Source organism: Streptomyces boninensis, assembly GCF_048572725.1.
Classification (GTDB): Bacteria; Actinomycetota; Actinomycetes; order Streptomycetales; family Streptomycetaceae; genus Streptomyces; species Streptomyces boninensis.
Genome location: NZ_CP183837.1, coordinates 3,781,957 through 3,796,930, shown reverse-complemented (window position 1 = coordinate 3,796,930; position 14,974 = coordinate 3,781,957). Strand labels below are relative to the sequence as shown.

The 14,974-nt window shown below is 70.2% G+C and carries 13 protein-coding genes; 6 read left to right on the top strand and 7 right to left on the bottom strand.

What is annotated here, in order from left to right; translation table 11 throughout:
* The first annotated feature begins 78 nt into the window (after positions 1-78).
* Complete coding sequence (locus tag ACNNMR_RS17140; protein ID WP_419995484.1) at positions 79-591, top strand: acyl-CoA thioesterase; 513 nt, start codon at positions 79-81, stop codon at positions 589-591.
* A 9-nt stretch (positions 592-600) separates the two neighbouring features.
* Here the strand turns inward: ACNNMR_RS17140 and ACNNMR_RS17135 are convergent, their stop codons facing one another.
* Positions 601-2,019, bottom strand: coding sequence for an LCP family protein (locus tag ACNNMR_RS17135; protein WP_419995483.1), 1,419 nt, complete (start codon positions 2,017-2,019; stop codon positions 601-603).
* A 120-nt stretch (positions 2,020-2,139) separates the two neighbouring features.
* Between ACNNMR_RS17135 and ACNNMR_RS17130 the strand changes: the two genes are divergently transcribed.
* Complete coding sequence (locus ACNNMR_RS17130) at positions 2,140-3,186, top strand: glycosyltransferase family 2 protein (protein ID WP_419995482.1); 1,047 nt, start codon at positions 2,140-2,142, stop codon at positions 3,184-3,186.
* Between the two features lie 3 nt (positions 3,187-3,189).
* Here the strand turns inward: ACNNMR_RS17130 and ACNNMR_RS17125 are convergent, their stop codons facing one another.
* Positions 3,190-4,119 carry a DNA-3-methyladenine glycosylase family protein gene (locus ACNNMR_RS17125; RefSeq protein WP_419995481.1) on the bottom strand — a complete coding sequence of 310 codons (930 nt, stop codon included), beginning with the start codon at positions 4,117-4,119 and terminating at the stop codon, positions 3,190-3,192.
* Between the two features lie 46 nt (positions 4,120-4,165).
* Positions 4,166-5,404, bottom strand: coding sequence for a peptidoglycan recognition protein (locus ACNNMR_RS17120; RefSeq protein WP_419995480.1), 1,239 nt, complete (start codon positions 5,402-5,404; stop codon positions 4,166-4,168).
* A gap of 76 nt (positions 5,405-5,480) precedes the next feature.
* On the opposite strand from ACNNMR_RS17120, the gene ACNNMR_RS17115 reads away from it, so the two are divergent.
* The 4 genes from ACNNMR_RS17115 to ACNNMR_RS17100 all read left to right on the top strand — a co-directional run bounded on the left by ACNNMR_RS17115 (position 5,481) and on the right by ACNNMR_RS17100 (position 11,278).
* Positions 5,481-6,221, top strand: coding sequence for a TIGR03089 family protein (locus tag ACNNMR_RS17115; protein ID WP_419995479.1), 741 nt, complete (start codon positions 5,481-5,483; stop codon positions 6,219-6,221).
* A gap of 213 nt (positions 6,222-6,434) precedes the next feature.
* Entirely contained in the window at positions 6,435-7,595 is a 1,161-nt protein-coding gene (locus ACNNMR_RS17110; protein ID WP_419995478.1) for an LCP family protein, read from the top strand.
* Positions 7,596-7,813: 218 nt separating this feature from the next.
* Positions 7,814-9,508, top strand: coding sequence for an LCP family protein (locus ACNNMR_RS17105; protein ID WP_419995477.1), 1,695 nt, complete (start codon positions 7,814-7,816; stop codon positions 9,506-9,508).
* A gap of 57 nt (positions 9,509-9,565) precedes the next feature.
* Positions 9,566-11,278: an LCP family protein gene (locus tag ACNNMR_RS17100; protein ID WP_419995476.1), complete on the top strand. Its 1,713-nt coding sequence runs from the start codon at positions 9,566-9,568 to the stop codon at positions 11,276-11,278.
* A 50-nt stretch (positions 11,279-11,328) separates the two neighbouring features.
* Here the strand turns inward: ACNNMR_RS17100 and ACNNMR_RS17095 are convergent, their stop codons facing one another.
* Genes ACNNMR_RS17095 through ACNNMR_RS17080 form a run of 4 tightly spaced genes read right to left on the bottom strand, consistent with a single transcriptional unit; the run spans position 11,329 to position 14,471 of the window.
* Positions 11,329-11,694, bottom strand: a complete 366-nt coding sequence (locus ACNNMR_RS17095) for a PH domain-containing protein (RefSeq protein ID WP_419995475.1) — start codon at positions 11,692-11,694, stop codon at positions 11,329-11,331.
* Positions 11,695-11,716: 22 nt separating this feature from the next.
* The gene (locus tag ACNNMR_RS17090) at positions 11,717-13,012 is read right to left on the bottom strand and encodes a coenzyme F420-0:L-glutamate ligase (RefSeq protein WP_419995474.1); all 1,296 of its coding nucleotides are present in this window, start codon (positions 13,010-13,012) and stop codon (positions 11,717-11,719) included.
* Positions 13,009-13,983 carry a 2-phospho-L-lactate transferase gene (cofD, locus tag ACNNMR_RS17085; RefSeq protein WP_419995473.1) on the bottom strand — a complete coding sequence of 325 codons (975 nt, stop codon included), beginning with the start codon at positions 13,981-13,983 and terminating at the stop codon, positions 13,009-13,011. Before cofD ends, ACNNMR_RS17090 begins: the two co-directional genes overlap by 4 nt.
* The gene (locus ACNNMR_RS17080; RefSeq protein ID WP_419995472.1) at positions 13,959-14,471 is read right to left on the bottom strand and encodes a cysteine dioxygenase; all 513 of its coding nucleotides are present in this window, start codon (positions 14,469-14,471) and stop codon (positions 13,959-13,961) included. The genes cofD and ACNNMR_RS17080 overlap by 25 nt, the downstream gene beginning before the upstream one ends.
* Positions 14,472-14,974: the final 503 nt, after the last annotated feature.

Sequence of the window (14,974 nt, the reverse complement as noted above, 5' to 3'; positions counted from 1 at the left end):
TGGGCCGGGACTGTGGCGAACCTGATGCAGAGCAGGCTGGATATGTCGCTCTCCGACCCTGTGCATAAGCTGACCGTCATGAACGACAAGCCCACCGAGGCTTCCCGTACGACCCTGTCCCACATCATGACGGGGAACGACACCAACCTCCTCGGCACCGTCCACGGCGGTGTCGTCATGAAGCTCGTCGACGACACCGCGGGTGCGGTGGCGGGCCGGCACTCCGAGGGGCCCGCCGTGACCGTCTCCATGGACGAGATGGTCTTTCTGGAGCCGGTCAGGGTCGGGGACCTGCTGCACGTAAAAGCGCAGGTCAACTGGACCGGATCGTCCTCGATGGAGATCGGCGTGCGGGTCCTGGCGGAGCGCTGGAACGAATCCACCCCCGCCAAGCACGTGGCCAGCGCCTACCTGGTGTTCGTGGCGGTCGACGAGGAGGGCAAGCCCCGCCCGGTCCCGCAGGCGGTCCCCCAGACCGGCGAGGACCACCGCAGGCGCCAGGAGGCGCAGATCCGGCGGACGCACCGGCTGGCGCGGCGGCGGGCGATCATGGAGCTACGGGCGAAGCGCAATGCGGAGGGCGTGGACTGAGGGGCCGTACTACTTGCAGGTCACCTGGTCCCCCGTGACCGCCTCGAATTCGCCGAAGGCGGCCGCGTCCAGCACCGGGTCCGCCGCGCGGACCGGGGCGACCTTCTTGAAGTCGCGGCCGAGCGTGACCTGCATCACCGTGCCCTGGCCCGGGGCCTTCTGCAGCACCGAGCCGGGCAGGGCGGCCTGCAGGGAGCGGGCCGACTGGTCGTGGGTGGGGTCGTAGGAGATCACCGTGCGGGGCTCCTCCTTGTCCGCGTTCTCGGGCGGGGCCGCCGAGACGAAGCCGGACTTGCCCAGGTCCTGTACGGCCCTGGCGGCCAGGCCCGGGCGGCCGGTGCCGTTGCTGACCGTGACCTGGATCTGCTGCGGCGGGATCTCGACCGGGCGCGGGCCGCCGCCCTTCGGGCGCTCCATCAGCAGCGGCTGGTCGGCGCGCAGCTTGGCGAAGAGGGCGTCGGCCTTCTTCGTGTCCCACTTGATCGTCTCGCCGACCCCCGGCACCACGAAGTCCTCGTCCGCGATCGGCACCGTCGCGAACTCCGACGACTTCGGCGAGAAGTCCCGCATCGCCTCCCCCAGCGACACCATGGACTCGCTGGAGAACCCGGCATCGGCCCGTACGGAACCCAGCACCGCCCCGCTGACCTCCCGGAACTTCGCCGGGTTCAGCAGCCCGCCGGTGCCGCTGAGCTTCGAGATGACGGCGGCCATGAAGCGCTGCTGGCGCTTCATGCGGCTGAGGTCGGAGGCGCCGTCGACATGGCGGGCGCGCACGTATTGCAGCGCCTCGCCGCCGCGCAGCGTCGACGTGCCGGCGGGGAGGTCGAGGCCGGAGTGCGAGTCGTTGAGGGGGCGGGCGGTGCAGATGTCCACGCCGCCGATGACGTCGACCGTCTTCATGAAGGCGGAGAAGTCGATCTCCAGGTAGTGGTCTACGTGCACGCCCGTCAGCCGCTCCACCGACCGGATCGTCAGCGGCGGACCGCCGTGCCCGTACGCCGAATTCAGCTTGCCCGGATGGGCCTTGAGCTCCTCGCCGAGGTCGTGGTTGGTGTGCGCCGGGAAGTCCACATACGTATCGCGGGGGATGGAGACGACGCTGGCGCGGCGGCGGTCGCCGGAGACATGCACCAGCATGATCGTGTCGGTGCAGTTGCAGGGCTCGCCGCCCAGCCGGTACTTCGCCTTCTCCGCCGCCGTGATGCTGTCCCGCCGGTCGGTGCCGACGAGGAGGAAGTTCATTCCCCTGCCGTGCTGCTGCGGCCGGTGGTCGAGGCCGTCGAAGGCGTCCACCCGGTCAATCTTGTGGCCCAGGGTGCCGAGCAGCAGATGCCCGGCCCCGCCGAGCACCAGCAGCAGAAGTGAGAGTCCGGTGGCGAGCCGCAGCCCCCAGCGGGGGCCGGGGGGACGGGACGGCGCGGTCAACGGAAAGTTCCTCCCCAGAGCGGTGCGCGGCAGCACAGACCGTCAACGCTATGCAGCGCCCGGGCCCGGCAGGCGACAGCGCGCCTTGGCATCCCCCGTTCGCGGTAACGTGTGCGCGATATGAACGCGACAGACCAGCACCCCAAGCAGCAGCCGCCGGCCGTATCCGTGATCATGCCGGTGCTCAATGAGGAGCGGCATCTGCGGCATGCCGTCGAGGCCATCCTGCAGCAGGAGTACGCGGGTGAGATGGAGGTGGTGATCGCCGTCGGCCCGTCCAAGGACCGTACGGAAGAGATCGCCGCCGAGCTGGTCGCGGAGACCGCGTCCAATCCCTGGGGGCGCGTGCATACGGTCCCGAACCCCACCGGCCGCACCCCCGCCGCGCTCAACGCCGCCATCAAGGCCTCCCGGCACCCCATCGTGGTGCGGGTCGACGGCCACGGGATGCTCTCGCCCGGCTATATCGCCACCGCCGTCCGGCTCCTGGAGGAGACCGGCGCGATGAACGTCGGCGGCATCATGCACGCCGAGGGCGAGAACGACTGGGAGCGGGCGGTCGCCGCCGCGATGACGTCGAAGATCGGCGTCGGCAACGCGGTCTTCCACACGGGCGGCGAGGCCGGACCGGCCGAGACCGTCTACCTGGGCGTCTTCCGCCGCGAGGCGCTGGAGCAGCAGGGCGGATACAACGAAGAGTTCATCCGCGCCCAGGACTGGGAGCTCAACTACCGCATCCGCGAGGCGGGCGGCCTGGTCTGGTTCTCGCCGGAGCTGCGGGTGTCGTACCGGCCGCGGCCGAGCATGAAGGCCCTCGCCAAGCAGTACAAGGACTACGGCAAGTGGCGCCACGTCGTCGCCCGCTACCACTCCGGCTCGATCAACTTGCGCTACCTCGCGCCCCCGGCCGCGGTCGTCGCCATTGGAGCGGGCGCCGTCGTCGGCGCGGCCGTGACCCCGGTCGGCTGGGTGATCCCCGCGGGCTACGCGGCGGCGATCGGCGCCGGCTCCGTACCGGCGGGCAAGGGCATGTCGGCGAAGGCCCGCGCGCAGATCCCGCTGGCCCTGGCCACGATGCACATGTCCTGGGGCTGGGGCTTCCTCACCAGCCCGAAGAAGCTGGCCAGGAAGGTCATCGCAAGCCGCCGCCCCGCGGTGAAGGCGTAACCCTCACAGCCGCGCGATATCCCAGATCTGCCGCTTCGGCTCCCGCCGCGGCGGCATCGCGCCGCCCATCGTGATGTAGCGCGTAGCGCGGTGGCGCTGGGACTGGTCGGCGTACGGCTCCAGCAGCTCCAGCATCCGGTCGTCGTCCGCGTCCCGCTCGCCCGCGAGGGTGTAGCCGACCATCCGCGGCAGGTGCAGGTCGCCGACCGTCACCGCGTCCGGGGCGCCGATGACCCGCTGCAGCGTCTCGGCGGCCGTCCACGGGCCGATGCCCGAGACCAGCTGCAGGCGGTGCGAGGCCGCCGCCGGGTCCATCGCCGCCGCCTCCTCCAGCCGCGCGGCGACGCGCGCGGCCCGTACCGCGGTGCCCGAGCGCTTGGAGTCGACACCCGCGCGGTGCCACTCCCACGACGGGATACGGGCCCAGCCCAGCGGATCCGGCATGACCCGCAGCCGCGGCGCGCCCTCCGGGACCGGCGCGGCCTCGCCGTGCCGCCACAGCAGCAGCCGCCAGGCGCGATACGCCTCGTCCGTGGTGACCTTCTGCTCCAGGATCGACGGGATCAGCGACTCCAGCACCAGCCCCGTACGGACCAGGCGGATGCCGGGATTGCGCAGCCAGGCGCGGGCGATGACCTTGTGGCGCGGCGCGAAGGTCTCCGGCTCGTCCTCCGCGCCGAGCAGCGCGGGCAGTTGATCGAGCAGCCATGCCGCGCCCGGGCCCCACGCCTCGGCCGCCACCGCCCCTGCCGCCCGGTCGGCGGTGAGCCGGAGCGTGCCGATGCCCGCGGGCGTACGGCTGGCACGCCACACCGCGGCCCCGGCGACCCGATAGGCGGGATCGCCGGGACCGCGCTGCAGGACGCGCAGTGAGCCGCGCAGGTCGTAGGGGCCGGAGGGGACGAAGCTCCGGCGGAGTGCGGTGGAGGCCATGACCGCCGCAGGCTATCGCCTGCCACCGACACCCCGCCGGGTTACCTCACCTTCTTCCCTGGAAGTGCGCCGAGCTGACCCGCGCCGCCCCCAGCCGCGCGTACAGCCGCCCGCCCGGGCACTCCGTCACAAAGCCGTCCCGGTGGCCGGAGATGACCCGCATGCTCACCTTCCTTCCCTTCGGGTACTTGTTGCCGCCGCCGGAGGTGAGCGTGACCTTGCCCGCCGGGTTGCGGCCGAAGAGGCCGAGCTTCCAGGCCGTCAGCCGGGCCACCGCGTTCTCCGCCGCCTTCGGGACGGAGGCGTTGTCGTAGCTGCCGATGACGGCGACACCCATGCTGTTCTGGTTGAAGCCATAGGTGTGCGCGCCCATGACGGCCTTCGTCACGCCGCCCGACCGGCCCTCGAAGATCCGGCCGCACTTGTCGACGGCGAAGTTGTAGCCGAAGTCGTCCCAGCCCTGGGACTTCACGTGGTAGCGGTAGATGCTCCGCATCACCGCGGGCGACTGAGAGCAGGAGTAGCCGTTGCCGGTCACCGTGTGGTGCACGAAGGCGGCCTTGACCGTCGACGTGTAGTGCCGGTGCTCCCTGATCAGCAGCTGCTTCGCGCCCCACCCGCTGCGGGTGGTGATGCGCGGCCGCGGCCCGACGAACGGCCGTCCGGCGGCCTTCTCCGTCGCGGCCTTGCTCATCGCGGGCAGCTCCGCCGGGCCCGGTGCCCGTACCGAAGCCGCCTGTGCCCCGCCGGCGCGCTCGGACGGCTCGGCCCCGGGGGAGACCATCTCCACCCGCAGCCCCTTCGGCAGCGCCGGCCGTGCCTTGTCGGTGCGCTCGCCGGGCAGCACCCGCACCTGCACCGCGTCGCTCTCGCCCACCCACAGCGGGGCGGTGGCGCCGCGCGCACCCGGGCCCGAGCCCTCCGGGCTGCCCGGGTCGGGGGCGTCCTCGGAGTGTCCCGAGAGGTCCTGCCAGGTGGTCCAGTCCCCGCTTTCCGCCTCGCGGGTACGCACCTGAGCCCGGGCCTCCAGGTGCGCGGCCGGGTCGTCCCAGACGACGCCGACCAGCGAGAAGGGCTTTACGGGCCGCGGCCCCTGGCCCATGCCGGCGCCGGGGGAGCGGTCGGAGGCGAGCGAACGGAGCGGCAGCGACTGGGTGCTGCCGGGGAGTTGGTCCTCGGCGGCGACGGTCGCGGCGGGGGACGCGGACAGTGCCGCCGGCGCGAGGAGAGCGGTGGCGGCCGTAACGGCACAGAGCCCTATGGAAGAAGCGAGAAGAGTGCGCATGCCTGAATCCTCCGCAGATGCCCGTAAATCTGTCTATTCGTCAGCTTCCAACTGGAGTACGGGTACGCTGCGGCTGATGACTGCCACCCCGTACGCGCTGCTGACGTCCGCGCTCGCCGCGAACCCGACGCACCCGCTGATCACGTACTACGACGACACCACCGGCGAACGCGTCGAGCTCTCCGCGCTCACCACCGCCAACTGGGTCGCCAAGACCGCGAACCTCCTCCAGAGCGAGCTCGCCGCGGAGCCCGGCGACCGGGCGGCGATCCTGCTCCCGGCGCACTGGCAGACCGCCGTCTGGCTGCTCGCCTGCTCGGCCACGGGTGTCGTCGCCGACCTCGGCGGCGACCCGAAGTCCGCCGACCTGGTGGTGGCGGGCCCGGACGCCCTGGACGCGGGCCGCGCCTGCTCCGGCGAGCGCATCGCGCTGGGCCTGCGCCCCCTCGGCGTCCGCTTCCCGGCGCCGCCGGACGGCTACCGCGACTACGCGGTGGAGGTGCCCGGCCAGCCCGACGACTTCGCCCCGTTCGCGCCGGTGGCCCCGGACGACCCCGCGATCGCCGTGGCCGGCGAGGAGCTGACGGGCGAGGAAGCCGCATCGCGGGCCACGGCTGACGCCGCGGAGCTGGGCCTCGCGGCAGGGTCCAGGCTTCTCTCGGCCCGGCCGTGGGACTCCTGGCCCGGAGTCTCCGCGGGGCTGCTGGCACCGCTGGCTGCCCACGCCTCCGTGGTCCTGTGCCCCAGCATCGACCAGCTCGACGGACCGTCCGTCGAAAAGCGGCACGCGGATGAACGGGTGACCCACGTGGCGTGAGCCGCCCTCCCAAGGAGGGCCGGGGTGGAACGACGCCGCCGAAAAAACCCAGCACCGGGCGGCGGACGACCACCACGTTTTTTCGGTGGTGTCGTGGAACCCCGGCCCGGCCCACGCTCAGGACGCCCGCGTCACCCAACCGGCCCACACCCCAAACGGCCCCGCGCCACCGGCAAACCTGCAGGTAGAAGCCCCACCCACCCCGCCGTTCAGGTGGCGCCCCAGCGCCCCCGCCCCCACGCTCGACACCGTACGCACGGCCGCCGAGGAAAGGGGGATCGCTCCATGAGCCGCCGGACAGGACGTCGCTGGGCCCGCTGGCCCCTCATCGCACTGGCCCTGCTCACGCTCATAGCCGGCGGGGCCGGCTGGTACTGGTACGAGCGCCTGGACGGCAACATCCACGCCGACTCCGCCACCGCCCGCGAGCTGCTCCGCTACGAGCAGGAGCGCCCCGAGCCCTCCACCACCGGCGCCCAGAACATCCTCCTGATCGGCTCCGACAGCCGCACCGAGGCCCGTAACCGCAAATACGGCCGCGCCAACGGCAAGCGCTCGGACACCGCGATCCTGCTGCACATAGCCGGCGACCGCCGCTCCGCCACCGCCGTGTCGATACCCCGCGACCTGATGGTCGAGCTGCCCTCCTGCCGCCGCCCGAACGGCGACAGCTCCGGCGCGCAGGTGAACCAGTTCAACTTCGCCTTCTCCTACGGCGGCGCCTCCTGCACCATCCGCACCGTGGAGCGGCTCACCGGCGTCCGCGTCGACCACCACATGATCGTCGACTTCGCCGGCTTCAAGGACATGGTCAACGCGGTCGACGGCGTCGAGGTCTGCGTCCCCCGCGCGATCAACGACAAGGACGCGAAGCTGCACCTGAAGCCCGGCCGCCAGACCCTCCGCGGCGAGGAGGCGCTCGGTTACGTACGCGCCCGCAAGAGCCTCGGCGACGGCAGCGACACCGACCGGATGGCGCGGCAGCAGGAATTCCTCGCCTCGCTCGTCAACAAGGTGAAGTCCAACGGGGTGCTGCTCAACCCGCTCCGCCTCGCGCCCCTCCTGGACGCCGCGACGAAGTCGGTCACCACCGATCCCGGCCTAGCCTCACTGACCGACATGTACGACATGGTGCGCAGTCTCCGCGACATACCCGAGGCGGACGTGCGCTTTCTCACCGTGCCGCGGCAGCCGTACCGCTACAACACAAACCGGGACGAGCTCGTACAGCCGGACGCGGAGGAGCTGTTCACGGCGCTCCGCCACGACGAGGAAGTGCCCTTCGTCCCGCGGAAGGTGAGCCCGGTGCAGGACTCCGACGGAGACGCACCCGCCTTCGAGGGCACGCGCCCCACAGATGACATCTGCAAGTAAACCCTGTTAATAACGGGCAATCCTGTGGCGTAAGAGTCGTGTGAGCACGACGTAACGGGGAGTGGAATTTGTCACGGGCGTCGCTAGACGCTGAAGTGGGCGGATAGTGTGAGCGGTCTGGCCGTTCCGTGGGGGACGGCCTGCACTGCAAGTAGACCGTTGTGAACGCCCTCGGGGGAGGCGTCTTCGGGGAAGCTGACTGAAGGACCTGAGCGACAGTGGATGCGCGAGGCCGCGGCCGGGCAGGCGACGTCAATCCTGCCGACCAGTGGGTGTTCAACCCGGACACCGGCAGCTACGAGCTGCGTCAGCAGCAGGCACCGAGACCGCCGCGGCAGAGACAGCACCCGGACGCGTACGCGGACCGGCAGGCGAACCCGCAGGCTGATCCGTACGCCGATCCGTACGCCCCGCCGGCCGAGCCGCGGCTCCCCGGCCAGCGCCGCCGTCCGCACGAGGACCCCGGCGGCCCGCGGCCGAGCCGGCGCAAGCCGAAACCGCCCAAGTCCCGCAAGCAGAAAGTGCTGATGTGGGGCGGCGGGTCCCTGGCGTTCCTGATGCTCGCCGGCTGCGCGGGCGCGTATGTGCTGTACCAGCAGCTCAACGGGAACATCAACAGCGTCGATGTCGGCGAGAACAACGCGGCCACCACCGACGGCCCCGTCAACATCCTGATCCTGGGCACGGACGCCCGTACGGGGAAGGGCAACGAGGGCTACGGTGACGCCGGCAGCGTCGGCCACGCCGACACCACGCTGCTGCTGCATGTCACCGAGGACCGCAAGAGCGCCACCGCGCTGTCCATCCCGCGCGACATGATCACCGACATCCCGCAGTGCAAGACCCGCGAGGACGGCCAGGAGAAGACCATCCCCGCCACGCCGAACCAGCGCTTCAACACCAGCCTGGGCCAGTCGGGTCGGGACCCGAGCTGCACGTGGGACACGGTCGAGAAGATGACCGGCCTGGAGATCAACCACTTCATGATGGCCGACTTCAACGCGGTCAAGGAGCTGTCGTCGGCCGTCGACGGCGTCGAGGTGTGCACCACCAAGCCGATCAACGACCCCAAGTCGCACCTGAAGCTGCCCAAGGGCAAGAGCGTCGTGGAGGGCGAGCAGGCCCTCGCGTTCGTACGCACCCGGCACTCCGTCGGCTTCGGCAGCGACCTCAGCCGGATCGAGCTGCAGCAGCAGTTCCTCGGCTCGCTGGTACGGAAGATGAAGTCGAACGGCACCCTGACCAATCCGAAAAAGCTCTATGGTCTCAGCCAGGCGGCCACAAAGGCGCTCACAGTTGACAAGGGCATCGGCAGTGTGAAGAAGCTGCTGGAGCTCGCCAACGATCTGAAGCAGGTGCCGCAGAAGAACATTGAGTTCGCTACGGTGCCCGTTCTGGACAATCCGGACGACCCCGCCACGGTCGTGATGGATAAGACCAAGGCCGAGCCCCTGTTCAAGATGTTGCAGGCCGATCGCCCGCTGAACGGCGGCGGAAAGGGCAAGAAGGAGGCGCAAAAGGTCAAAAAGGCCCCTGCGGCCAAGGTCAGGGTCGATGTCTACAACGGCAGCGGCGTGACCGGGCAGGCACAGAATGTGCTGTCCTGGCTGCAGACCAGCAAGGGTGTCCCGCTTTCCACAAATGCGGGCGATGCAGGCACTCAGAACCAGGCGAAGACAACCCTCACTTATGCACCGAATCAGGCCGACCAGGCGGCAACTCTGGCCGACATGATGGGACTGCCGAAGAGCGCCATGAAGCAGACGAAGACCGACGCCGGAGCCCGGGAGGCGATGAAGCTCAGCCTGGGCAAGGACTTCACCAGCGTCGGCACGCCTATTGAGGCGCCCGACAAGGCCCCCGAAGGGGTGCAGCACGTCAGCGCGGACGACAAAAACATTTGTGCCAAGTGACCCGATCGCACCGCCATTCGATCGAGTCATCTAAAACCCCATCGACTGGGAGGGCCCATGCGCCGCAGCAGCGTTCGCGGTGAGGGAGCGCAGTACCGGCGTTCCGGCTACGCACACGCACGCAATGCCCGCGATCTCGGCTGGGATGACAGCCTGTACGAGGAAAGACCCCGGGGGCGGAGGCTCCCGCCACCACGGCGTGGGGGTTACGTCCCGAATGATGACGAGTATTACGACGACGGTTATTACGACGACGACGATTACTACTACGACGATGATTACTGGGAACCGCCGCGCAAGAAGCGGCGATTTCTCCGCTTCTTCGCCTGGGTGGTAGCGCTCGGAATACTCGCCACCGCCGCGGCGGGCTATCTCTGGTACCGGGACCTGAACAACAATCTCCGTAAAGACGAGCTGAATCTCGGGCAGAACCGGGTCGACAAGAAGCCCCCGAACGCGGCGGGCCAGTCCCCGATGAACATCCTCCTCCTCGGCTCCGACAGCCGCGGCTCGAAGGAGAACCAGAAGCTCGGCGGCGCCAAGGGCGACGCCGACCGGCCGCCGCTGGCGGATGTGCAGATGCTGCTGCACGTATCGGCGGACCGCTCGAACATCTCGGTCGTCTCCGTCCCCCGGGACACCCTGACCAAGATCCCGGAGTGCAAGACCAAGGACGGCAAGACCTACGAGGCGACCACCACGAACTCCATCAACTCCAGCCTCCAGCACGGCGGCCCGGGCTGCACCGTGGCCACGTGGGAGGAGATGACCGGCATCCACATCGACCACTTCATGATGGTCGACTTCGCCGGCGTGGTGCAGATGGCCGACGCCGTGGGCGGCGTCCCGGTCTGCGTGAAGAACAACATCTACGACAAGCAGTCGCACCTGCGGCTGAAGAAGGGCGAGACCGTCGTCAAGGGCGAGCAGGCGCTGCAGTGGCTGCGCACCCGGCACGGCTTCGAGGACGGCTCCGACATCGGCCGTACGCACGCCCAGCACCAGTACATGAACTCGATGGTCCGCGAGCTGAAGGCGGGCGCGAAGCTGACCGACCCCGGCAAGCTGCGCTCTCTCGCCACCGCGGCCACCAAGGCGCTCACCGTCGACGAGGGCATCGGCTCGGTCAAGAAGCTCTACGACCTCGCCAACGACATCAAGCAGGTCCCGACCGACCGGATCACGATGACCACGATGCCGTGGAAGTCCGGCGCGCCGGAGGCCCCCGGCCGGGTGCGCCCGAAGAACCCGGACGCGGACTGGATCTGGAACAAGCTGCGCGCCGACCAGCCGATCGACGGCAAGGACAAGAAGAACAAGCCGTCCGCCCCGCCCGCCCAGGCGCCGCCGAAGGGCGAGGTCCCGGTCACCGTGCAGAACGGCACCGGCACCGTCACCCAGGTCCCGGTCACCGGCCGGGCCGGCGCGGTCGCCGACCGGATGCAGGACCTCGGCTTCACCAAGGCCAAGTCGGACACCACGCGGCGCTCTTCGGCCGACACCACGGTCACGTACAAGGGCGCGGCGCAGCGCGCGGGCGCGCAGTCCGTGGCGAAGGCGCTCGGCCTGCCGGACCAGGCGGTACGGGAGTCCTCGCAGGCCACCGGCATCACCCTGGTCGTGGGCGCGGACTGGCGCCAGGGCGCCACGTACCCGAAGGGCAAGGCGGAGGCTTACGGCGGTGACAAGGCGCCGGACAGCTCCAACCCGCTGAATGCCGGGGACGACAAGAAGGCGTGCATGGACGTCTACGAGCCGTACATCTGGTGATGTAAGGCCGAGACAGAGGGGCCGGCACCGCGAGGTGCCGGCCCCTTCGTCTACCGCGTCACGAACTGCGCGAGTATCGCCTGCACCTCGTAGATGTCCACGCCCTTGGTGAAGGTCTTCTGCAGCGGCACCGGATTCCCGGACAGCCAGATCTTCAGCTCGGCGTCCAGGTCGAAGTGGCCCGCGGTCTCCACCGCGAAGTGCGTGATGCTCTTGTACGGCACCGAGTGGTACTCGACCTTCTTGCCGGTCAGGCCCTGCTTGTCGATCAGCACCAGGCGCCGGTCGGTGAGCAGGATCGTGTCCCGTATCAGCAGATACGCCGCGTGCACCTGCTCGCCGTGGCTGAGCAGCTTGGCGTAGTCCTGCGCGGCCGTGGCCGGGTCTATCGCGTGGGCGTTGCCGAAGAGTGCCATGGGTCGCCTTCCTGGGCGGGAGTCAGCGGACTTCGATGAAGTCGTGGGGCGCGCGGGCGGGGCGGTCCCGGGGCGGGGCGGCGGCGTGGCCCACCGCCACCGTGCCCATCGGGTCCCAGTCCGCCGGGAGGTCCAGGACCTCGCGGACCACGTCGCGGCAGAACATCGTCGAGGACACCCACGCCGAGCCCAGCCCCTCGCCCGCCAGCGCGACGAGCAGGTTCTGCACGCCCGCGCCCATCGCGACCACGAACATCTCCCGCTCGGCGGCGTTCCTGCGATCGTCCGGGTACGTATGCGCGCCGGAGGTCTCCAGGCAGGGGACGACGAGGTACGGCGCCGTGCGCAGGAAGTCGCCGCGGCGGATCCGCTTGGCGATCGACTCCTCCGTGAAGCCGGACAGCTCCCGCAGGTCCTCGATCCAGGCCTCGCGCATGGCGTCCAGGAGCTTCGTACGGGCCGAGGCCGACTCCAGCAGCACATACCGCCACGGCGTGGTGTGGTGCGGCGCGGGGGCGGTCACGGCCGCGGACACCGCGCGGCGCACCGCGGCCGGGTCCACGGGCGCGTCGGTGAACTCGCGCACCGTCCGCCGCTGCGTCACGGCCTCCCGTACCGCCTCGGAGGTGCCCAGCCGGAACATGTCCTGCGAGGCGTCCCGGACGAGCGCCTTCGCGCCGTCGGCGGCGTCCGCGACCAGGTGCCCGAGGCCGCGCACGACGGCGACCGGCAGCCCGTCTGCCTTGCCCTTCACCAGCTCGCCGGCCGCGGCCAGCTCATCGGCCGTGGCGACGACGGTGACGCCGAGCTCATTGCCGAAGGTGTCGGTGCCGCCGCGCAGGTCGTCCAGGACGCGTACCCCCGCCGCGCCGATGCCGACGTCGGTGAGGCCGTTGCGCCAGGGCCGCCCGAAGGTGTCGGTGACGATCACGCCGACCTCGACCCCGAGCGCCTCCCGCACGCCGTCGCGGATGGTCAGCGCCGAGGCATCCGGGTCCTCGGGGAGCAGCAGGATGGTGCCGGGCGGCGTATTCGAGGCGTCGACGCCGGCCGCCGCCATCACCAGGCCGCTGCGGGTCTCCACGATCCGGGTCGGCCCGCGCCTGGCCACCACCCGCACGGCCTCGGCGTCGATCGCGGCCTCGCGGTCGGCGGCCTTGACGATACGGCCCTCGGCCTTGCTCACGATCTTGGACGTGACGAGCAGGATGTCGCCGTCCGCGAGCCCGGGCTCTGTGGCCGCGATGAGCTTCACGAGGTCGTCGCCAGGCCGTACCTCTGGGATGCCGGGCAGCGCCCAGACCCGGTAACCGCTCATGCCGTGCGTACCTCCTCGGCCAGGGCGAGGGCCTGCGCGGCCATCCGGGCCGACGCGTCCGTGTCCGTCATCATCAGCGGCACCGCCCGGCACTTGATCCCGGCCTCCTCGACAGGCCCCACATGCCCGGCGTCCACCTCGTCGACCAGCCAGCCGTCGATCAGCCCGGAGCCGTAGTGCAGCGCTACGGCGGATGCCGTGGACTCCACCCCCACCGCGGCCAGGACCTTGTCGGCCATGCCGCGTACCGGAGCATCGCCGACGATCGGCGACAGGCCGACCACCGGCACGCCCGCGTCGGCGATCGCCTCGCGGATGCCGGGGACGGCGAGGATGGTGCCGATGGAGACGACCGGGTTGGACGGCGGGAAGAGGATCACGTCGGCGTCGGCGATGGCCTCCAGGACGCCGGGCGCGGGCTTCGCCTGGTCCGCGCCGACGGGCACGATCGCCTCGGCCGGTACGGAGGCGCGCAGCCGCACCCAGTACTCCTGGAAGTGCACCGCCTTGCGCTCGCCGTCGACCTCTACAGCGACATGCGTCTCCACGCGGTCGTCGGACATCGGCAGCAGCCGTACGCCCGGCTGCCAGCGCTCGCACAGCGCCTCGGTGACGGCGGACAGCGGATAGCCCGCGGCCAGCATCTGCGTACGGACGATGTGGGTGGCGAAGTCGCGGTCGCCGAGGCCGAACCACTCGGGCCCGGCCCCGTACGCCTTCAGCTCATCCTTTACGGCGAAGGTCTCGTCGGCGCGGCCCCAGCCCTGCTCCTCATGGATGCCGCCGCCGAGGGTGTACATGACGGTGTCGAGGTCGGGGCAGACCTTGAGGCCGAAGAGGTGGATGTCGTCGCCGGTGTTCCCGATGACGGTGACGTCGGCGTCGGGCGCGGCCTGCTTGAGGCCGCGCAGGAAGCGGGCGCCGCCGATGCCACCGGCCAGAACGACTATGCGAGATGCGCGCTGTTGCATGCGGCCCAGTCTGTCAGGGCCGCCTCCGGAGTTGTCGTGTGCATCGGCATCTCGGTGAGGCCGGGGTAGTAGACGTGCAGGCTCACTGCCGGGGTCAGCGCGGCGTTGACGACCTCGTGGGCATAACCCGGCGCGAAGACGCGCTGCGCGCCCGGCGTGAGGGTGCGCCGGGCCGCGCCCGTGGTCTCGGTCAACTCCCCTTCCAGCACCGTGAGCACGCCGGAGGAGGGGCCATGGTCATGTGCGCCGGAGCCTTGCCCGGGGAGCCAGCTGAGCAGCCAGACCTCGTAGCCGGGGCCGGTCTGCAGGCGGTGGTACCAGCGGGTCGTCGGGTCGTACGTGACCAGCGGTGACCAGCGGTCGCGGTCGGCCGCGATGGTCCGGGCGAGTCCGGCGAAGCCGGCGACGGTGGCCGGGTGGGCCGGCTCCGCGGACAGCAGGTGCGGGAGGGCGAGCGGGTCGCCGGCGATGGAGATGTCGCTGAGCATGAGCGATGCGTGGTTTCTCGGGAAGTGGTGCTTGGCGGGCAGGGCGAGGCTGGAGCTGGAGCTCTACAGGGAGCTACAACAGCTGCGACAGCGGCGCGTGGCGCGCGTACCAAACATGGGGTCCAGCAGAGCGTGTCCTGGACCGGATGTCAACCTGATGTCCGGTTTGCTCCGTACGATTCACCTCTTCCGGTTGCCCCCCGAGGCGAAAGGTTTTGTCAGCTCGTTGGAGAGGCAGATGCGGGTTCATCGACCCGCGTACACCGTTGTCGTTCTGTGATGCGACTGTGATCCTTTTCGCTTCTGCGCGCGGGCTGCAACGGGATTGCCGTGCCGATCGTCAGTCCTCCATAAGGGCGACGGCCGACCCGGGGCCCTATGGGAGTGTCATGGTTTCGACCGATATGAACACTATTCGTGAGGGCTTGGTTCCGCAGGGTGAATAAGGGGTCCAATAGCAGATCCCGGCTTGACTGGCCCGGAGTGACGCACTTGTAATTTCA